At 75.0% G+C, this 19,473-nt stretch carries 14 protein-coding genes; 4 read left to right on the forward strand and 10 right to left on the reverse strand.

Features of this window, described 5'->3' with window-relative positions; all coding sequences use genetic code 11:
* Window positions 1–29 precede the first annotated feature (29 nt).
* Window positions 30–1,493 carry an SDR family oxidoreductase gene (locus tag ABT006_RS06535; RefSeq protein WP_350703608.1) on the forward strand — a complete coding sequence of 488 codons (1,464 nt, stop codon included), beginning with the start codon at window positions 30–32 and terminating at the stop codon, window positions 1,491–1,493.
* 27 nt (window positions 1,494–1,520) lie between these two features.
* Here the strand turns inward: ABT006_RS06535 and ABT006_RS06540 are convergent, their stop codons facing one another.
* From ABT006_RS06540 to prmC, 4 genes are all read right to left on the reverse strand, one after another.
* Window positions 1,521–3,632 carry a transglycosylase domain-containing protein gene (locus ABT006_RS06540; RefSeq protein WP_350703610.1) on the reverse strand — a complete coding sequence of 704 codons (2,112 nt, stop codon included), beginning with the start codon at window positions 3,630–3,632 and terminating at the stop codon, window positions 1,521–1,523.
* A 181-nt stretch (window positions 3,633–3,813) separates the two neighbouring features.
* On the reverse strand, window positions 3,814–4,425 hold the full coding sequence (locus ABT006_RS06545; protein WP_350703612.1) for an arsenate reductase/protein-tyrosine-phosphatase family protein: 612 nt from the start codon (window positions 4,423–4,425) through the stop codon (window positions 3,814–3,816).
* Window positions 4,426–5,070 carry an L-threonylcarbamoyladenylate synthase gene (locus ABT006_RS06550; protein ID WP_350704136.1) on the reverse strand — a complete coding sequence of 215 codons (645 nt, stop codon included), beginning with the start codon at window positions 5,068–5,070 and terminating at the stop codon, window positions 4,426–4,428.
* On the reverse strand, window positions 5,070–6,047 hold the full coding sequence (gene prmC, locus ABT006_RS06555) for a peptide chain release factor N(5)-glutamine methyltransferase (RefSeq protein ID WP_502890871.1): 978 nt from the start codon (window positions 6,045–6,047) through the stop codon (window positions 5,070–5,072). Before prmC ends, ABT006_RS06550 begins: the two co-directional genes overlap by 1 nt.
* 43 nt (window positions 6,048–6,090) lie before the next feature.
* On the opposite strand from prmC, the gene ABT006_RS06560 reads away from it, so the two are divergent.
* Complete coding sequence (locus tag ABT006_RS06560; RefSeq protein ID WP_350703616.1) at window positions 6,091–7,641, forward strand: GGDEF domain-containing protein; 1,551 nt, start codon at window positions 6,091–6,093, stop codon at window positions 7,639–7,641.
* 37 nt (window positions 7,642–7,678) lie between these two features.
* On the opposite strand, the gene prfA is transcribed toward ABT006_RS06560, so the two are convergent.
* Together prfA and rpmE are read right to left on the reverse strand one after the other, a co-directional pair.
* The gene (prfA, locus tag ABT006_RS06565; RefSeq protein WP_350703618.1) at window positions 7,679–8,767 is read right to left on the reverse strand and encodes a peptide chain release factor 1; all 1,089 of its coding nucleotides are present in this window, start codon (window positions 8,765–8,767) and stop codon (window positions 7,679–7,681) included.
* Window positions 8,768–8,873: 106 nt separating this feature from the next.
* Window positions 8,874–9,098, reverse strand: a complete 225-nt coding sequence (gene rpmE / locus ABT006_RS06570) for a 50S ribosomal protein L31 (RefSeq protein WP_350686436.1) — start codon at window positions 9,096–9,098, stop codon at window positions 8,874–8,876.
* A 298-nt stretch (window positions 9,099–9,396) separates the two neighbouring features.
* On the opposite strand from rpmE, the gene ABT006_RS06575 reads away from it, so the two are divergent.
* Entirely contained in the window at window positions 9,397–10,293 is an 897-nt protein-coding gene (locus tag ABT006_RS06575; RefSeq protein WP_350703620.1) for a phosphatase domain-containing protein, read from the forward strand.
* A gap of 114 nt (window positions 10,294–10,407) precedes the next feature.
* On the opposite strand, the gene ABT006_RS06580 is transcribed toward ABT006_RS06575, so the two are convergent.
* The 3 genes from ABT006_RS06580 to thrB all read right to left on the reverse strand — a co-directional run bounded on the left by ABT006_RS06580 (window position 10,408) and on the right by thrB (window position 17,480).
* A complete protein-coding gene (locus ABT006_RS06580) occupies window positions 10,408–13,866 on the reverse strand; it encodes a phosphodiester glycosidase family protein (RefSeq protein WP_350703621.1) in 3,459 nt (1,152 codons plus the stop codon).
* A 350-nt stretch (window positions 13,867–14,216) separates the two neighbouring features.
* Complete coding sequence (gene rho, locus ABT006_RS06585; protein ID WP_350703623.1) at window positions 14,217–16,241, reverse strand: transcription termination factor Rho; 2,025 nt, start codon at window positions 16,239–16,241, stop codon at window positions 14,217–14,219.
* A 294-nt stretch (window positions 16,242–16,535) separates the two neighbouring features.
* The gene (gene thrB, locus ABT006_RS06590; protein ID WP_350703625.1) at window positions 16,536–17,480 is read right to left on the reverse strand and encodes a homoserine kinase; all 945 of its coding nucleotides are present in this window, start codon (window positions 17,478–17,480) and stop codon (window positions 16,536–16,538) included.
* Between the two features lie 139 nt (window positions 17,481–17,619).
* On the opposite strand from thrB, the gene ABT006_RS06595 reads away from it, so the two are divergent.
* Window positions 17,620–18,153, forward strand: a complete 534-nt coding sequence (locus tag ABT006_RS06595) for a hypothetical protein (protein WP_350703627.1) — start codon at window positions 17,620–17,622, stop codon at window positions 18,151–18,153.
* Between the two features lie 34 nt (window positions 18,154–18,187).
* Here ABT006_RS06595 and ABT006_RS06600 read toward each other — a convergent pair whose 3' ends face one another.
* Entirely contained in the window at window positions 18,188–19,432 is a 1,245-nt protein-coding gene (locus ABT006_RS06600; protein WP_350703628.1) for an MFS transporter, read from the reverse strand.
* Between the last annotated feature and the right edge of the window lie 41 nt (window positions 19,433–19,473).

The following is a 19,473-nucleotide window of genomic DNA, read 5'->3' on the forward strand; positions in this document are numbered from 1 at the left end:
AGAGTCTATTGGGCCGCACACTGGAAGCCGTGAGATGCCTCGTCACCGGAGCCACGGGTTACATCGGCGGGCGGCTCGCGCCCCGGCTGCTGGCCGAGGGGCACACGGTGCGCTGCCTCGCCCGCAGGGCCGGCCGGCTGCGGGACGTGCCCTGGGCGGCGCGCGCCGAGATCGCCGAGGGCGACCTGCGCAGGCCGGAGACCCTGGCGGCCGCGTTCGAGGGCGTGGACGTCGCGTACTACCTGGTGCACTCGCTCGGGCAGGCCGGCTTCGAGGCCGCCGACCGGGAGGCGGCGGCCAACTTCGCCGCCGCGGCCCGCGCCGCGGGCGTACGCCGGATCGTCTACCTCGGCGGGCCGGAGCCGGCGGCGCACCGCCAGGTCCCGTCGGCGCACCTGCGCTCCCGGGCCGAGGTGGGACGCATCCTGCTGGACAGCGGGGTGCCGACGGCGGTGCTGCGGGCGGCGGTGATCATCGGGTCCGGCTCGGCCTCCTTCGAGATGCTGCGCCACCTGACCGAACGGCTGCCGGGCATGGTCACCCCGCGCTGGGTCCGCAACCGGATCCAGCCGATCGCCGTCCGGGACGTGCTGCGCTACCTGGTCGGCTGCGCGAGCCTGCCGCCGGAGGTCAACCGCGCCTTCGACGTCGGCGGGCCGGACGTCCTCACCTTCGAGGACATGATGCAGCACTACGCGCGGGTGGCCGGGCTGCGCCGCCGGATCGTCGTGCCGGTACGACCGCTGACCCCGGCGCTCTCCTCGTACTGGGTCGGGCTGGTCACCCCGGTGCCGAACGCGATCGCCCGGCCGCTGGTGGAGAGCCTGGTCCACGAGGCCGTCGCCGGCGAGCACGACATCGCCGCCCACGTCCCGGACCCGCCGGAGGGGCTGACCGGCTTCGACCAGGCGGTCGCGCTGGCCCTGGCCAAGGTGCGCGACGGCGAGGTGGAGACCCGCTGGTCGACGGCGAGCGGCCCGGACGCGCCCGCCGAGCCGCTGCCCAGCGACCCGGAGTGGTCCGGCGGCACCGCCTACACCGACGTACGGGAGCGGGCCGTGCACGCGCCGCCGGAGGCCCTGTGGCGGGTCGTCGAGGGCGTCGGCGGGGAGCACGGCTGGTACTCGTTCCCGCTGGCCTGGTCCGCCCGGGGCTGGTTGGACCGGCTGGTGGGCGGCGTGGGGCTGCGCCGGGGCCGGCGCGACCCGCACCGCCTGCGGGTCGGCGAGGCGCTGGACTTCTGGCGGGTGGAGGAGATCGTCCCGGGCGAGCTGCTGCGGCTGCGCGCCGAGATGCGGCTGCCCGGCCGGGCCTGGCTGGAGATGCGGGTGGCCCCGCTCGACGGCGAGCGCAGCCGCTACCACCAGCGGGCGGTGTTCCTGCCCCGCGGCCTGGCCGGGCACGTGTACTGGGGGGCGGTGGCGCCCTTCCACGCGGTGGTCTTCGGCGGGATGGCCCGCAACATCGCCCGGGGCGCCGAGCAGACCCCCTGACCCCCCGGCCCGCCCGCCCGGGGTGGGTCAGTTGCCCGTGCGGGCGCCGGTGATCCGGAAGGCGGTCGCCTCGCTGGGCGGCACGAAGTCCCGGACCGGCTCGTCGCGCAGGGCGAAGGAGAGCGTCTCGCCCACCGCCTCGACCAGTTGCCCCTGCACCCGCTGGCCGACCGCGTCGCGCGGGTCGTCGGGGTTGGTGGCGATCGAGGCGACCACCAGTTGCGGGGTGAAGGCGACCACGGTCTCGGTCGCGTACCCGTCCGAGCTGCCGGTCTTGCCGGCCACCGGGCGGCCGAGTTGCCGGCGCAGCCCCTCGGCGGTGCCCCGGTCGCACTCCCGGTACATCGACTGGTCGCCCACCGGGCAGCGGGCGGCGTCGGCCGCCGCCCGGGCCACGTCCGTGTCGACCACCTGCCGGCAGTCCGGCCGCGCGGCGGCCACCGGCCGGCCCGCCGCGTCGGTCACCGAGACGACGGGCAGCGGCGCGCACCACATCCCCTCGGCCGCCACCGCCGCGTACGCGCCGGCGAGGTCGAGCGGGGTGGTGGCGGAGACGCCGAGGGTGAACGGTCCCCACTCGCGCGCCCCGTGGCGGGCCAGCCGCGCGTCGTCCCCGGCCCGGAACACGATCCCGAGCCGCTCGGCCATCTCCACCACGCGGTCCGCGCCGACCCGCTCGGCCAGCCAGGCGAAGTAGGTGTTGACCGAGCTGCCGAACGCCGTCCACATGGTGTGTTCGCCGTCCATGTCGCTGTTGGCGTTCTGGGGGCACCAGTACCCGTCGCAGCTCGCCGCCCCGGTCGACGGGAAGCCGGTCACGATCCGCTCCGGCGCGTCGAACTCCGTGTCCAGCGGCAGCCCGGACTCCAGCGCGGCCAGCATGGTGAACATCTTGAACGTCGAGCCGGCCTGGTAGCCGTCGATCGCCCCGCCCCCGGCGACCAACTGGTTGACCGTGTTCGGGTGGTTCTTCTGCCCGGCCGGGTTGCCGGCCACGCTGTAGTTCCGGTTCACCGCCATGGCGAGCACCCGGCCCGTGCCGGGCTGGACCACCGCCGTCGGCGCCGCCCGGCGGTCGTCCAGGGAGTAGATCCGGCGGACCTGCTCGGTGGCGGCGCGCTGCACGGCCGGGTCGAGCGAGGAGACGATGGTGAAGCCGCCCCGGCGCAGCGTGAGCTGCCGCTCGTCGACCGTCGCGCCGAACGCCGGCTGGGCGTTCCACCAGCGGGTGAACCAGTCGCAGAAGAAGCCCCAGTCGGCGTGCTCCTCCGGCACCGCCGTGCAGTCGTTCGGGGTCTGGCTGGGGCGCAGGTGCAACTGCTCGGCCCGGGCCTGGTCCGCCGCCGCGGCCGGGACCTGCCCCGACTCGACCAGCCGGTCCAGCACGTGCCCCCGGCGGGCGAGCGCCGCGTCCGCGTCGCCGTTGATCGGGTCGTCGGTGTGCGGGGAGCGGACCAGCCCGGCCAGCAGCGCGGCCTCGGCCAGGGTGAGATCCGCCGGTGCCTTGGAGAAGTAGCGCTTGCTCGCGGCGGCCACCCCGTACGCCCCGGCCCCGAAGTAGGCGATGTTGAGGTAGCGGGCGAGGATCTCGTCCTTGGTCAGCTCCCGCTCCAGGGCCAGCGCGTACCGCATCTCCTGGATCTTGCGGGCGGTGCTGAGTTCGGTGGCGGCGGCGCGTTGCCGCTCGCTGAGCCGGGGGTCGTTGCTGAGCACGTTGCGGACGTACTGCATGGTCAGCGTGGACGCGCCCTGCCGGGTCTCCCCGCTGCCCTGGTTGACCGTGAAGGCCCGCACCACGCCGCGCAGGTCGACCCCGCTGTGCTCGTGGAACCGGACGTCCTCGGCGGCGATGATCGCCTGCCGCATCACCGGCGCGACCTCGGCCAGCGGCACGTCCACCCGGTCCTCCTGGTAGAAGGAGGTGATCAGGGTGGTGCCGTCGTCGGCGTAGAGGTTGGAGCGCTGGGCCGTCGGCGGCGTGCGCAGCGTGCTGGGCAGCTCCGAGTACGGCGCGGCGAGCGCCGAGAACCCGATGCCGAACACCAGCGCGGTCGGCAGGGCCGCCGCCGCGAGCGCCACGCCGGCGAGCACGCCGGCGAGCAGCACGGTGAACAGTCTTTCGAGGTGTGCCCGGGTCATCAGCTCTCCCCGCAGGAGCCGGTCAGGACCCACCCAGAATGACCTGAAAGGCCCTCTCCACCGCCCCTTTCCCCCAAACCCGCAGGAAACTCACGCGCGAGGGTAACTCCGGCGGATTACGGCACAAGCCCGGCGGCGCGGGTGAACGGCCACGGAGCCTGCCCGGGGCGAGGCGCGTCGGTTACGGCAGGAGCGCGGTGGCGAGGGGGTGGACGGTCTCCTCGATCTCGTCGGCCACCCGGCTGAAGCACTGGTCGCCGCGCCCCCACGGGTCGTCGAGATCGTCGGTGGGCAGAGCGGTGGTGCCCTCCCGGGCGGCGTGGGCGGCCGCCACCAGCGCCACGCCGCGCGCGTACACCCCCTCCGGGGTGGCCTCGGCCGGGGGCAGCCCGGCCGCGTCCACCGCGGCGAGCAGCCGGCCGAACTCGCCCAGCACGAAGGTGCGCGCCGCGGCGTCGGGGCGCAGCGCCACCACGTACTCCTGCTGGTCCGCGGTGGCGGTGAGCACGAGGTCGGCGGCGTCGATGTGGTCCGAGCGGAGCTTGCGGGCGGCGAAGCCGTCGGTGCTGCCGCCCCGGGTGGTGACCTGGCGGGCGGCCGGCGGGTTCATCTCCTCACCGGCGTGCCAGCCGCCGGTGCCCGCGCTGTGGCTGTGCACCAGCTCGTCGGCGCGGCCCGGGTCGGCCTCCCGCCGGGCCAGCCGCTCCCGGACGGCGAGGGCCAGCAGCCGCTCGGCCATCGGGGACCGGCAGATGTTGCCCATGCAGACGTGCAACACGGTGAACGGCGGCACTCAGACCCCCTGGCCGACGAGGATGTCCGGCACCACGTCGCGCAGCTTCTCCAGCGGGACGGCGCCCTGGCGGAGGACCTGCGGCACCTCGCCGGTGAGGTCGACGATGGTGCTCGGCACCGGGTCCGGGCAGGGCCCGGCCTCCAGGTACGCCCGCACCGAGTAGGCGAGCTGGTCGCGGGCCTGCTCGGCGGTGAGCGCGGCCGGCTGGCCGGTCTTGTTGGCCGAGGCGACCGCCATCGGGCCGGTCTCGCGCAGCACCTCCAGCGCCACCGGGTGCAGCGGCATCCGCACCGCCACCGTCCCGGACGTGTCGCCGAGGTCCCAGCGCAGGCTCGGCGAGTGCTCGACGACGATGGTCAGCGCGCCGGGCCAGAACGCCTCCACCAGATCCCGCGCGGCCTGGGGCAGCGAGTAGACCAGGCCGTCGAGGGTGTGCCGGGAGCCGATCAGCACCGGCGGCGGCACGTGCCGGCCGCCCTTGGCGTCCAGCAGGGCCTTGACCGCGTACGGGGTGAACGCGTCCGCGCCGATCCCGTAGACCGTGTCCGTCGGCAGGACGACGAGTTCGCCGTTCTTGACCGCCTCGATGGCCGCAGCGATGCCGCGGTCCCGGTCGGCGGGCGACCGGCAGTCGTAGAGCATCACGAGGAGTCAGTCTGCCACGCCGCGTGGGCGGCGGCGTGCGGGCCGTCCGCCCGGCGGGACGCGGTGGCGAAGCGGGGCCGCCCGGCCAGGTCCGGGTGGTCGGCCACCGCCTCGAACCGGCCGTCCGCCGCCAGCAGGTCGGGCACCGCCGTGCCGTGCGTGTCGTCGTGCTCGACGCCGAGCGCCCCGCCGGGGCGCAGCAGGGCCGCCGCCCGGGCGACCACCGGGCGGATCACCGCCAGGCCGTCCGCCCCGCCGAAGACCGCGCTGGCCGGATCGTGCCGACCCACCTCCGGCGGCACCGGCACGTCGGAGGGCACGTACGGCGGGTTGCAGAGCAGCACGTCGACCCGGCCGACGAGGTCGGCCAGCAGGTCCGGGGCGGTGACGTCCGCCGCCACCACCTCGATCGGCCGGTCCCCCGCCGCCGCCCGGGTCGCCGCGTTCCGCCGCAGCCAGGGCAGCGCGTCGGCCGAGCGTTCCACCGCCACCACCCGGGCGGCCGGCAGTTCCTGGGCGACCGACAGGGCGATCGCGCCGGAGCCGCTGCACAGGTCCACCACCACCGGGGCGGCCAGGAGCCCGGCCCGCGCGATCCCCCAGCCGGCGAGCAGCTCGGTCTCGGGCCGGGGCACGAAGACACCCGGCCCGACGGCCAGCTCCAGGCGCCGGAAGCCGGCGACGCCGGTGAGGTGCTGCAACGGCTCCCGGTCGGCCCGCCGGGCGACCAGCCCGTCGAACCGGTCGAGCTGGTCGGCGGTGAGGTCGTCGGCCAGCGCGAGCCGCCCCCGGGGCACCCCCAGCACGTACGCGGCCAACTGCTCCGCCTCGGCGCGGGCCGCCTCGACGCCGGCCTCGGCCAGCGCCCGGGCCGCCCGGGACACCGCCACGGAAGGGCGTTGTCGTCTCGTCCCTTCGGACGGCTGTTGCGGTGCGGTCGTCACGAGATAATCATGAGGCGTCGCCCCGGACATCACGAGCGGATGCGTCCGGGCGCACACCGACAGGAGGTCGCGGGTGGGTTGGCTCGACCGGGTCACCGACCAGGTTGACGCCCTGACGCGGTCGCGGGCGTTGCAGGAGTCCAGCCGCTCCGCCGAGGCGTACGCGATCCTCGACCGCGTCATCGGCACCACCACCGACCCGTACGCGCGGGCGGACGCCCTGGTGCAGCGCCTCTCGGCGGTGATCAACCTGGGCCGGACGGCCGAGTACACGCGGGCGGTCGAGGAGGCCTCCAGCGCGGTCCGCGACCTCGCCGAGCCCTACCTGCACGGGCACCTCAACGCGCTGGCCGCGCTCGCCGCGCACCACCAGGGCGCGCTGGACCGCTGCGTCACGCACCTGGTGAAGGCCGCCCGGGCGCTGGGCGCGGTGCCGGATCCCGACCGGGACACCGCGTGGGGCTGGCACGACCTCGCGATGGCCTACTCCTACCTCAGCTTCCACGGCTACGCCCTCGGCGCCATCGAGCGGGCCCGGCAGCTCGGGACGGCCGCCGGGATCCCGGAGGAGACGTTCGCCGCCCCCGGCATCCGGCTGCGCAACGCGGTGGCGCTGGACCACAACGGCGACAGCGACGGCTGCCTGCGGGTGCTGCGGGACGTCGCCGCCGACCTGGAGCGGTTCCTGCGCAGCGGCCGGGCCGGGAGGCTGCGCCCGAGCAGCCTGGCCGCGTACGGCTACGCCGCCGCCCGGCGGGGGGCCCTGGGCGACCGGCTGGAGGTCGGCACGGACGCCGCCCCGGCGCGGCTGCTCGGCCACGGCGGGGACAGCGCCCGGGCCCGGGACATGCGCCAGCTCGGCCAGGTCTGCCTCGCCGTCGCCGAGGGCCGGCCGATCGGGGCGGTCACCCGGCTGGACACCGTCCAGGTCTCCAGCGAGACGCTGGGCGCGGCCGAGCCGGCGCGGCTGCGCAGCATCGCCCTGGCCCGCTCCGGCGACCACGCGGCGGCCCACCGGGCCGACCGGCTGGCGTTCCGGCTGGCCGCCCAGCGCAACGACCGGCTCCGGGACGTCTACATCGACGGCATCGCCGCCCGCATCGACCACGAGGAGATGCGCCGCGAGGCGGCCCGCTTCGAGGGCGAGGCGCTGACCGACCCGCTGACCGGGCTGCCCAACCGGCGCCGGCTGGAGCGCTACATCGCCACGGTGGTCGCCGGCGGCGACCGGGTGGTGATCGGCGTCTGCGACCTGGACGGCTTCAAGGCGGTCAACACCCGGCACGGGCACCACTCCGGCGACCTGGTGCTCCAGCGCGTCGCCGGGGTGATCAACCGGGTGATGCGTCGGGGCGACTTCGTGGCCCGCTACGGGGGCGACGAGTTCGTGGTGGTGCTCCCCCACGCCGGGATGGCCGAGGCGGCCGAGGTGGGCCGCCGGATCGACGCGGCGGTGCGGGCGGAGGACTGGGAGTCGCTGGTGCCCGGCACGCCGGTCGGGGTCAGCGTCGGCTTCGCGGAGGTGGGCGCCACCGGCCCCGGCCTGCGCGACGCCCTCAGCGCCGCCTTCGAGGCGGCCGACCGCGAGATGCTTCGCGCGAAGACCCGCCCCCGCGCCTCCTGACCCCGCCTTCTCCTCAGCCCGGCGGGTCAGCGGCGGGTCAGCGGCGGGTCAGCTCCGTGTCGCCGGCCAGGCGGGCGGCGCGGTCGGCCTCCGTCAGGGCGTCGAGGACGCCGTCCAGGTCCCCGGCGAGGGACAGGTCCAGGTTGTACGCGGTGTAGCCGATCCGGTGGTCGGTGATCCGGTTCTGCGGGAAGTTGTAGGTGCGGATCCGCTCCGAGCGGTCCACGGTGCGCACCTGCGCCTTGCGGGCGTCCGAGGCGGCCGCGTCGGCCTGCTCCTGGGCCGCCGCCAGCAGCCGGGCGCGCAGGATCCGCATCGCCTGCTCCCGGTTCTGCAACTGGGACTTCTCGTTCTGGCAGGAGACCACGATGCCGGTCGGGACGTGGGTGATCCGCACCGCCGAGTCGGTGGTGTTCACCGACTGGCCGCCCGGACCCGACGAGCGGAACACGTCGATGCGCAGGTCGTTCGGGTCGATGGTGACGTCGACGTCCTCGGCCTCGGGCAGCACCAGCACGCCGGCGGCGCTGGTGTGGATCCGGCCCTGCGACTCGGTGACCGGGACGCGCTGCACCCGGTGCACGCCGCCCTCCCACTTGAGCCGGGACCAGACGCCGTTGCCGCCCTCGGGCACGCCCTTGGTCTTGATCGCCAGCGAGACGTCCTTCACCCCGCCGAGGTCCGAGTCCTGGGCGTCGATCACCTCGGTGAGCCAGCCGCGCCGCTCGGCGTACCGGGTGTACATCCGCAGCAGGTCGCCGGCGAAGAGCGCGGACTCCTCGCCGCCCTCGCCGGCCTTGATCTCGACGATCACGTCCTTGGCGTCGTGCGGGTCGCGCGGGATCAGCAGCTCGGCCAGCCGCTCCTCGAGCGCCGGCAGGGTCGCGGCGATCGACTCCGCCTCGGCGGCGAAGGACGCGTCCTCGGCGGCCAACTCCCGGGCGGCGGCGAGGTCGGCGCGGGCCTGCTCCAGCTCCCCGGCCGCCTTGTGCAGCGGGACCAGCTCGGCGTACCGACGGCCGACCCGGCGGGCGGTGCCCTGGTCGGCGTGGATGGCCGGGTCCGCCAGCCGCTTCTCCAGCTCGGCGTACTCGTCGAGGAGGGCGGCCAGGCGCTCACTGCTCATGCGGGGGAAGCTCCTTCGACGACGGCGGGACGGGAGGCGGAACCGGGGCGGATACGGACGACGCCCGCGACCGGCACGAAACCGGGCGCGGGCGCCGAACGAGGAGTTACTTGGCCTTCTTGGCCTGAACCTTGGCGTACTTCTGCTGGAACTTCGCGACCCGCCCGGCGGTGTCCAGGACGCGCTGCTTGCCCGTGTAGAACGGGTGGCAGGCGCTGCAGGTCTCGACGTGGATCGAGCCGCCCTTGGCGGTGCTGCGGGTGCTGAAGGTGTTGCCGCAGGAGCAGGTGACCTCGGTGGTCACGTACTCCGGGTGGATGTTGGGCTTCATGTCGCCTCGGTCCTTTCGTGGATGGTCGCCGGGTCGCCGTCGGTGTCCGTCGCCTCGTGCGCGACGGGCTCGGGCGTGAACCGGAACCGGTGGCCGATTGACCAGTGTGCCATGGGCCGGCGCCGGCCCGGCAATCGGGCCGCACGGCTGCTCCGGCATCGACAACGCGCGCCCCGTCTCCCGCATTCCCGCCGCCTGGCCGGGCATTCACCCGGCACGGCCGCCCGCCGTTCGTGCCCCGCCCGGGGTACGGCGGCGACGGCCCGCCGGCCACCGAGACGTACGACACGGAGGAGCCATGGCCCGCCTGATCGCCACCCGGGGACTCCCCGCCTCCGGCAAGACCACGTTCGCCCGGACGCTGCAACCGTCCGTGGTCCGGGTCAACCGGGACGACCTGCGCCGGATGCTGCACGGCGAGCGGCTGTTCACCCAGTGGGCGGAGTGGCAGGTGACCGTCGTGCAGCGGGCGCAGGTCGAGGCGCTGCTGCGGGCCCGGGCGGACGTCTGCGTCGACGACACCAACCTGCGGTCGCGGACCCTGCGGGACTGGGCCGACCTGGCCGCCCGGCACGGCGCCGAGTTCGAGGTGCACGACTTCACCGACGTGCCGCTGGCGGAGTGCCTGCGCCGCGACGCCGCCCGCCCGGAGGCCGACCGGGTCGGCGAGGCGTGGATCCGCCGGCTGCACGAGCGCTACCTGGAGGGGCGCGCGCTGCCGCTGCCGGTGCCGCAGGCCCGGACGGGGCGGCCGGCCACGGTGCACGCCCCGTCGACCGGGCCGCCGGAGATCGTGCTGGTCGACATCGACGGGACGGTCGCGCTGAACGTCTCGCGCAGCCCGTACGACATGACCCGGGTCGACGAGGACGAGCCGAACCCGGCGGTGATCGCGGCGGTCCGGGCGATGCACGCGGCCGGGTACGGGGTGGTCTTCTGCTCGGGCCGCGACGCCACCGCCCGGCCCGCCACCGAGGCGTGGCTGGCCCGGCACGTCGGGGTCCCCTACCTCGACCTGCACCTGCGCGCCGTCGGCGACAACCGCAAGGACTCGGTGGTCAAGCAGGAGATCTACGAGCACGAGGTCAGGGACCGCTACCGGGTGGTCGGCGTCTTCGACGACCGCCAGCAGGTGGTGCGGATGTGGCGCGCCCTCGGCCTCACCGTCTTCCAGGTCGCCGAGGGCGACTTCTGAGATCGGAGGGCCCCGTCGACACCCGAGGCCCGCACCGGGATCGGTGCGGGCCTCGGGCGGTGCCAGCAGGGGCCTTTCCTGTGCGCGGGCGTCAGGAAGGCGCCCTCCTCACCCTCAGGCGGCGGGGGCCTGGGCGGCGGCGGTCAGGGTGACGGTCGCCTCGGCCCGGACGCCGTTGACCTCCACCGCCAGCGTGACCTGCGCGCCGGGGCGCAGGGCGGTGAGCGTGCCGGTGGCCGGGTCGAAGCGGGCCACGTGCCAGGGCTTCAGCCCGGCGGCCGAGCCGACGTGCAGGTTCGGCGAGGCGGACCAGTCCGCGCTCACCGGCGCCGCCACCGGCACCGTACGCCCGCCCGGCTGGGTCACCGTGGCGGTGACCGTCGCCGGGGCGTCGACGGCGACGCTGGCCGGGGCGGCCACCGCGAGCCCGTCGACGTGCGCGTGGAACTCGGCGGCGACCCAGCGCGGTCCCTCCACGAGCGGGTTCCGCCGGGCCCGGTCGGCCTCGGCGGGGCTCACCGGGTCCACTCCGAACTCGGTCCACCCGGTGAATCCGCCCTGGTCGGCCGGAGTGGACGGGTTCTTGCCCGAGTTGCCGTTGATCAGGTACGGCACCCCGTCGACCCGGTCGGCGTGGAACGTGCCGACATGCCCGCCGACGAAGACCGCCCCCTTGCCGGTGCGGTGCTGGAAGTCGGCCAGCCACTGCTCCAGCAGCGCGGCCTCCTTCCGGTCGCCGAGCTGGCTGGCCTTGGCCGGGCTCGGGTCGCGCGGCGGGTGGTGGTGCAGCACCGCCACCGAGCCGACGGCGGGGTCGCCGGCCGCCGAGTCGAGCGCCTCGCGCAGCATCCGCACCTGGTCGAAGCCGCCGCCGCGCAGCGAGCCGGTCGACGAGTTCAGCGTGACGAACCGGGTGCCCTTGTGGTCGAAGACCCGCTCGGTGTCACCGAACGCGGCCCGGAAGTTGGCGATCGGTGCGCCCATGATCTCGTGGTTGCCGGGCACGTAGTAGTACGGCAGTTCCCCGCCGAGCTCCTCGTCCAGCACCCGCTTCGCCAGCGCGAAGTCGGCCGGGTACGCGGTGTCCACGAAGTCGCCGTTGATCACGAGGAAGTCCGGCTTCGCGGCCTTGACCTCGCGGAGCGTACGGCGGGCCTGGGCGACCAGGTCGCTGTCCGGGTCCGCCGCGACGAACTGCGCGTCGGACATGACCGCGAAGCGCCAGGGCGCGCCGTCGACCGTGCCGTCGCGGAGCACCACCCGGTCGGTGCGCGGCGCCTCGGCCGGAGCGTCGACCGTCGGCGGCACCTTCGCCACCAGGTCGTCGATGACCACCTCGCTGCGGTACTGGGCGGCGGCGTTGGTCTCGGCCACGTAGAACCGGCGGATCCGCACCGGGTACTGCACGCCGGCGGGCACGGCGAACTCGACGTACTTCCAGCCCTTCCAGGTGATCAGTGGCCCGCGCAGGACGTGCTGGGTGTTCTGCGCGTCGTGCAGGTGCAGGCTGGGCCACTCCCCGGTGCCGTTGCCGTGGATCCACATGCCGAACGCCTGCGGCTGGCCGGCAACGTCGATCCAGGCCGGCGGGTCGGCGTACGCGGCCCGGGTGCCGGTGGACTGGCTGAAGTCGTACGTCATCTTCAGGCCGGTGCCGGTGCGCCCCGGCGCCGGGGCGACGGCACCGCTGGCCCGGGCCTGGCTGAACTTCCAGGCCGCCGCGTCGTCGAACGTGGCCACCGGGACGTCGGTGAGCCCGACGGTGACGGGCAGCACGGTGCTGCTGCCGCCCACGCGCACGGTGACCAGCGCCGAGCCGGTGTCCCGCAGCGCGGTGACGGCGAGGTTGCCGTCGGCGGTCGGGGTGATCTTGAGAAGGTCCCGGTCGTAGTCGAGCTTCAGGTCGGCGGGCTCGATCGGGGCGGTGTTGCCCTCGGCGTCGTAGCCGACCACGCCGAACAGCGCGCTGCCCTGCGCCCCGTCCAGGCCGACCCGGTCCACGGTGGAGTCGATCCGGGCCAGCGGGCCGAGGACGGTGAGGTCGAGGGTGCCGCTGGCCTCGTCCCGCCAGGCGGTGACGGTGGTACGGCCGGGCAGGCCGGCCCGGAAGGTGCCCTCGCGGTCGACGGTGCCCTGCGCCGCCGGGTTGGCCCGCCACTTCGGCGCGCCGGCCGCCGGGCCGTACGTCTCGTCGTGGCCGGCGGCGGTGAGCCGGCGGGTGAGGCCGGGGAAGACCCGGTCGGGGCGGCCGCCGCGCACCGGCGCGACGCCGGGTGCGCTGGTCGGGTCGCTGGCGGTCTCCAGCCAGTACCCGGTGAGCCGGCCGCTGCCCTGGGGCGCGTAGAGGGCCAGGCCGTTGGGCACCGCGCGCTCCGTGCCGTCGGAGGGGCTGTTCACCACCTGCACGGCCGCCGCGCCCGGCTCCCGGGCGAGCAGCGTGGACGAGCCGCCGCCGTCGAGGTTGAGCGCGTGGTGGGCGCCGAGTTCGGCCATCATCCGGCCCATCTCGGTCTGGGTGACGCCACGGCTGTCGACCTGGCGGCCGTCCACGGTCAGCAGGATCATGCGCCGGCCGTCGGCGGAGAAGCCGACCGACGTGCGCGGGGCCAGCGACGCGTCGGCGATGTTCTGCACCACGCCGTCCCGGACCAGCACGTTGCCGCCGCCGACCGCCGCGTGCAGGGTGCTGCCGTCGGCGGCCTTGGGCTGCCAGGCGACCGTCACCGGGTCGCCGGGGCGCAGCCCGGCGAGGGCGTCCGCGCCGGAGTCGCGCCCGAGCAGCACGGTGGTGCCGGCCGGGATCGGCCCGCTGCCGGCCGTCGTGCCGACGGTGGCGACGCGGCCGTCGACCACCGTGACCTCCGTGACGCGGGCGGCGCCGGCGACCGCGCGTTCCCGGGTGTACGACCCCCAGAGCGCGGTGAACACGCCGATCCCGTTCGCCTGGATCATGTTGTTGAACTGGGTCAGCGTCACCGGGCCGGTGGGCAGCGTCGCGCTGCCGTCGAAGTTGACCTCGATCACCCGGCCGAGCCCCTCGGTGGTGATCGCGACGGCGTTGCGATGCCCGCTGACCGCGGACTGGACCAGTTCGCCGTCCCGGATGCCGACGCCCTGGGCGGCGCCCGAGTTGTTGATGTCGAAGAAGTCGCCGTTGACCGCCGCGACCGCGCGGGAGGCGTCCACGGCGCGGCGCAGCGGCTCGGCCCGGCTGACCGCGCCGGAGTTCACGTAGTCGACGGTGACGCCGCCGGTGAGGTCGGCCGTGAGCGCGTCGGCGCGCAGCCAGCCGTCGGCGTCGTACCGGTCGAAGGAGGTGAGTTGGAGGCCCGGGGCGACCGGGCGGGTGGTCTTGGCGGTCTCCAGGCCGCCGGCTGGCTCGATGCCGCCGGAGAGCGTGACGGAGTCGGCGGGGTACGAGGAGGCGCGGGGCGCGTCCTCGGCCGCGGTGGCGGAGGGGTCGGTGGCCGGATCCGGCGCACCGGCGGTCGCCGGCACGGTGCCGGCCATGGTGAGCAGCGGCGTCAACAGCAGGACGCCGGCGAGACGGGCAGATCGTCTGCGGGTACGCATGGGCCACAGTCAACCGGACTGTGAATAGAAGTTTCAATACCCGTCAACCAAACCGAAGGAAAACTCCACCCCTCGGTGCCCCGTCCACACGACCAACCGGAGCCGCTCCCCGCCCCGCCTGCGAGGGGCCGCGTCGGTGTCCGCGAGTCCGCCCGCAGCTCGACAGCGCGCACTGCCACCGAGCCCGTACTCGACACAGCCAGACGGAGCGCGCGACGGGCGTGGTGACCGAATGCGACTGTCGTGGGCAGACGGACGGCGGGCGGGCGGACGGCACGGGGCGCCCGGGAACGCGAGAAGGGCACGGCCGCGGTGGCCGTGCCCTTCTCGTCGGTCTCACCCGGGGAGGGTCACTCCCCCGGCGTCGACTTGGCGATCTGCATCAGGAACTCGATGTTGGTGCGGGTCTGCTTGAGCTTGTCGAGCAGCAGGTCCAGCGCCGCCTGCGAGTCCAGCGAGTGCAGCACCTTGCGGAGCTTGTGGATGATGGCCAGCTCCTCCGGCGCGAGCAGGATCTCCTCCTTGCGCGTGCCGGACGGGTGGATGTCGATGGCCGGGAAGGTGCGCTTGTCGGCGATCTTCCGGTCCAGCTTCAGCTCCGCGTTGCCGGTGCCCTTGAACTCCTCGAAGATGACCGTGTCCGCCATGGACCCGGTCTCCACCAGCGCGGTGGCGAGGATGGTCAGCGAGCCGCCGTTCTCGATGTTGCGGGCCGCACCCAGGAAGCGCTTCGGCGGGTAGAGCGCGGTGGAGTCGATACCACCCGACATGATCCGGCCGCTGGCCGGCGCCGCCAGGTTGTACGACCGACCGAGCCGGGTCACCGAGTCGAGCAGCACGACCACGTCGTGGCCCAGCTCGACCAGGCGCTTCGCCCGCTCGATCGCCAGCTCCGCCACCGTGGTGTGGTCCTGCGGCGGACGGTCGAACGTCGCCGCGATGACCTCACCCTTCACCGACCGCTGCATGTCGGTGACCTCTTCGGGGCGCTCGTCCACCAGCACCACCATCAGGTGGCACTCCGGGTTGTTGTGCGTGATCGCGTTCGCGATGGCCTGCAGCACCATCGTCTTGCCCGCCTTCGGCGGCGACACGATCAGCGCGCGCTGGCCCTTGCCGAGCGGCATGACCAGGTCGATCACCCGGGTGGTGAGGATGTGCGGCTCGGTCTCCAGCCGCAGCCGCTCCTGCGGGTAGAGCGGGGTGAGCTTGTAGAACTCCGGCCGGCGCTTCGCCTCGTCCGGCTCCATCCCGTTGATGGTGTCCAGCCGCACCAGCGGGTTGTACTTGTCCCGCCGCTGCTCGCCGTCGCGCGAGGCGCGCACCGCACCGGTGATGGCGTCACCGCGCCGCAGACCGTACTTCTTGATCTGGGACATCGAGACGTAGACGTCGTTCGGGCCGGCCAGGTAGCCGGTGGTCCGCACGAAGGCGTAGTTGTCGAGCACGTCGATGATGCCGGCCACCGGGACGAGCACGTCGTCCTCGCCGACCTGCGGCTCGCGCCCGCCCTCGCCGCCGCCCTCGGCCCGCTCGCCACGGCCGCGGCGACGGTCCCGGAACCGGCTGCGCCGGCCGCGCCGGCCGCCGCCCTCGCCGTCGTCGTCACCGTCGGCGTCGCGCTCGGCGCGCTGGCCCCGGTCGCCCCGCTCGTTGCGGTCGCCCCGCTCGGCCCGCTCGGCGCGCTCGTTGCGGTCGCCCCGCTCGCCACGCTCGGCCCGCTCGTTACGGTCGCCGCGCTCGGCCCGCTCGGCCCGCTCGCCGCGCTCGGCCCGCTCCGCACGGTCGGCCCGCTCGGCGCGCTCGCCACGCTCGGCCCGCTCGCCACGCTCAACGCGTTCCGCACGCTCGGCCCGCTCAACGCGCTCCGCGCGCTCGCGGCCACGGCCCTCGCCCCGGTCGGCACGCTCGCCGGCCTCGGCCTCCTCCGTGCGGGCCTCGGCGGGCCGGGCCTCGGCGGCCCGCGCCTCGGCGGCGGCTGCCCGGCTGCGCCGGGTCCGGGGACGAGCCTCGGTCTCGACGGGCGCCGGCTCCGCCGGGGCCTGCTCCGCGGCCCGCCGCTCGGCCTCGGGCCGCTCGGTGGTCTCGCGGACCTCTTCACGGGCGGGAGCGGCGGCGGCCACGACCTCGGCCCGCGGTCGAGGGGTCCCGGTGGTGGCACCGCCCTGCCGCTCGGAGATCGCGCTGATCAGCTCGCCCTTGCGCATCCGAGCCGTGCCCGAGATGCCGAGCGACGCAGCCAGGCTCTGCAGCTCCGGCAGCAGCATCGCCGACAGGCCGGTGCCGCTGCGCCGACGACGGGCGGGGGCGGCGGCGGTGGTGGCATCGCCAGCGACGTTGGAAACATCCGACGTCACGTCGGTGGTGTCGCTCAATGGATTCCTTCCCTCGATAGGCCGGGACTGCCCGGGGTCGAAACAAGGTGGCCGGGCGGCCTCGGTGCACCCGCCTCGCATGGACGCGTCGCGGGAGTCTGTGACACAGCAGCCGGTCGGTTTCCCGACTCACCGACGTCGGTGAGCAGGTCTCGCCGTCTGCGGCGACCTGTGAAGACTGCGGTGCGGCGTGGGCCTAAGCAGGGGTGACGGGCTGACCGCCGAAAGCTTCGGGGGTGCGCCGACCCGCAGGAAGATCGCATGCTTCGCGGCTGTGCTAAGTCTAGAGCGTAATCAACTCTTCCGACCTGCGGCAACAGGGTCCCGCTCCGCGTGTCCGAGTCTACCCCGGGCAACCCGTGCTCCGTGCCCGTCCGGGTCCAACCGCCAGACCTGCCAGTCTGTTCCCGGATCATAGCCTTCCGGCAACCCGTCCAGGGCCAGGACGGTCGGCCCCGCCCCACTGATCACAGCCGCCACACCGACCTCACGCAACGCCCTGACCAGGGCCGCGCTGCCCGGCATCCCCTCCGCGCGGTAGTCCTGGTGCAGCCGGTCGACGGTGGCCGGCAGCAGCAGCGCCGGCTCGGCGGTCATCGCGTGCACCAGCAGCGCGGCGCGTCCGGCGTTCAGCGCCGCGTCCCCGTGCGGCACGGTGGCCGGCAGCGCGGCCCGCGCCGCCGCCGTCAGGCCGCGCTCCTGAGGCACGAAGACCGTCGGCCGTACGCCGGCGGCGACCGGCAGCGACACCGCCCGGGCCCCGGACGGTTCCGTCCAGGCCAGCGTGAAGCCACCGAGCAGGCAGGGCGCCACATTGTCCGGATGGCCCTCGATCCCGGCGGCGAGCCGCAGCGCGGCGGCGTCGTCCAGCCGGGTCTCCCCGTCGGTCACCAGCGCCCGGGCGAGCAGCACGCCGGCGACGATCGCGGCCGACGAGGAGCCCAGCCCCCGGGCCTGCGGGATGCGGTTGACACACTCCACCGCCAGGCCCGCCGGCTGGCCGCCCAGCGCCTCGAAGGTCGCCCGCATGGCGCGCACCACGAGGTGCCGGTCGTCCGTCGGCAGCTCCCCGGCGCCCTGCCCCGTCACGACCACCGTGACGCCCCCCGCCGTGACCTCGGCGGCCACGTCGTCGTAGAGGGCCAGGGCGAGCCCCAGGGCGTCGAAGCCCGGCCCCAGGTTGGCGCTGGTGGCGGGAACCCGGACCCGGACCGGACCGGAGGCGAATGTCGTCGGCACTGGCTCATGCTAGGGCTCCGCACCGACGTCGCGGCCGTCCGCCCGCCCGATGGGACGGGGCCGCCGCCGGCACCGCGTGGGTGATCCGGCCCGGCGCTGTTCCGCTAGCCTGACCCGACCGACGACGACGGGAGGCAGAGTGCTCGGACACCTGGCGACGACGCTGGCCACGCAGGCGCCCACGATGCTGGTGTTGCTGGTCGGCCTCGTGCTGACCGTGGCGGCGGGGCGTCGGCTGCCCCGACGGCCCCGGCTGCTGGCCCTGTTCGGCCTCGGCGTGCTGCTCGTCAGCTCGGTGCTCACCCTCGCCTGGATCCTGCTGGCTCCCGGCCTGATCGACGGCAGCTTCGGATATTCCGAGGACGCCGACTTCGGGTGGCGCGAGTTCCAGCTGGTGAACACGGCGTACAGCGTGGTGATGGCCGTGGCGTACCCCCTCGGGCTGGGCCTGGTGATCGCGGCGGTGCTCGCCGGGCGGCGGGCGACCGGCACGGCGGCCGCCCCCTCGGGCGGCTGGCCGCCCGCCGGGCCCGCACCGACCCCCGGGCCCGCGCCGACCGCGGCCGGGCAGCCCGCGCCGGGGTGGCCCACGGCGGTCCCCGGCCACGCGCCGACGCAGTGGGACGGCCTGACCCGGCCGGACGCGCCCACGGGCGGGGCGGGACAGCGCTGACCGACGGGCGGGACAGCGCTGACCGACGGGCGGGTCAGCGGGCCGGGGTCGGGTCCGGCTCCGCGACCGGGTCGGTGAGGGAGAGCCGGCGGGTGGCGATCCGCCAGCCGACCGCGTAGACCAGCGTGACCAGGCCGCAGCCGGCCAGCACCACCCGCTCGTCCACCGTGTCCACCACGGCCGCCACCACGAGCTGGCTGACCGAGATGGCCAGGGTCGCCAGCATCATGTCGGTGGCGAAGACCCGGCCCCGCAACCGGTCGGGCACCTCGCCCTGGAGGGCGAAGTTCGACATCACCCAGTTGCTGCCGCCCGCGAAGTGGGCGACGAAGACCAGTGCCAGCACCAGCGGGAACCAGTCGACGACCGAGATGCCGAGGTAGGCCAGGCCGTAGAGGGACATGGACAGCGCCAGCCCGGACAGCAGCCAGGCCCGGTTGTTCAGCACCCGACGCATCAGGATCGGCCCGACCAGCGCACCCGCCCCACGGACCGCGAAGAGCAGCCCGGTGCCGACCGGCCCCACGCCGTACACCGCGGCGAGCAGCGGGAAGACCGTCAGCACGCCGTTGCCCAGGCCGACCGCGCTCTTCACGGTGACCAGCCCCAACACCCTCGGCCGGTGCCCGATGTAGCCCAGCGCCTCGCGGATCGCCGCCCAGGTCTGCTGCGCCGGTCGCCCGGCGTCGCGCGGGGCCTGCAACGGCCGGCGGATCAGCGTGGCCAGGCCCGCCGCGGCCGCCAGGCCGACCACCCCCACCCAGAAGCAGGCGTACGGGCCGACGGCGGCGCTGAGCACCCCACCGAGCGAGGCACCGACGATGGTCATCGTGCCCCAGGCCGACCCGGCGACGGCGTTGCCCGCGGCCAGCTCGTCGGGGTCGAGGACGTTGGGCAGGGCGGCCTGGGCCGCCGGGGAGTAGAACGCCTTGGCCACCGCCACCACACCGATCCCGACCATCGCCAGCCAGGCCGTGCCGGCGCTGCGCACCCCGAGCAGCAGGAGCACGCCGAACAGGGCCGCGACGTTGGCCGCGATCATGATCTTGCGTCGGTCGAACCGGTCGGCGACCGTGCCCGTGTAGGGCAGCAGCAACGCCACGATGCCGGTGTCCACGGCGAGCACCAGGGCCCCCCACACGCCGCTGCCGGTCAGGTCCGGCAGGAGCACCAGCAGCGGCACCATGACGAACCAGTCGGCGCCGAAGACCACCAGCTCGGCCAGGACGAGGTTGCGGAAGTTCCGGTTGCGGGCGAGGACCGAGAAGGTGGACGGCACGTCCGGACCCTACCGGGCGGTGGCCGGCGCGCCACGGCGTC

Origin of the sequence: Micromonospora sp. NPDC002717 (assembly GCF_040295705.1) — a bacterium.
Lineage (GTDB): Bacteria > Actinomycetota > Actinomycetes > Mycobacteriales > Micromonosporaceae > Micromonospora.

What these genes read in the sequence shown, in the direction of transcription:
- ABT006_RS06540 (WP_350703610.1), bottom strand. Translation starts at nt 3,632, where the DNA reads ATGACCCGGGCACACCTCGAAAGACTGTTCACCGTGCTGCTCGCCGGC.
- ABT006_RS06550 (WP_350704136.1), bottom strand. Translation starts at nt 5,070, where the DNA reads ATGCTCTACGACTGCCGGTCGCCCGCCGACCGGGACCGCGGCATCGCT.
- prmC (WP_502890871.1), bottom strand. Translation starts at nt 6,047, where the DNA reads ATGTCCGGGGCGACGCCTCATGATTATCTCGTGACGACCGCACCGCAA.
- prfA (WP_350703618.1), bottom strand. Translation starts at nt 8,767, where the DNA reads ATGAGCAGTGAGCGCCTGGCCGCCCTCCTCGACGAGTACGCCGAGCTG.
- rpmE (WP_350686436.1), bottom strand. Translation starts at nt 9,098, where the DNA reads ATGAAGCCCAACATCCACCCGGAGTACGTGACCACCGAGGTCACCTGC.
- ABT006_RS06575 (WP_350703620.1), top strand. Translation starts at nt 9,397, where the DNA reads ATGGCCCGCCTGATCGCCACCCGGGGACTCCCCGCCTCCGGCAAGACC.
- ABT006_RS06580 (WP_350703621.1), bottom strand. Translation starts at nt 13,866, where the DNA reads ATGCGTACCCGCAGACGATCTGCCCGTCTCGCCGGCGTCCTGCTGTTG.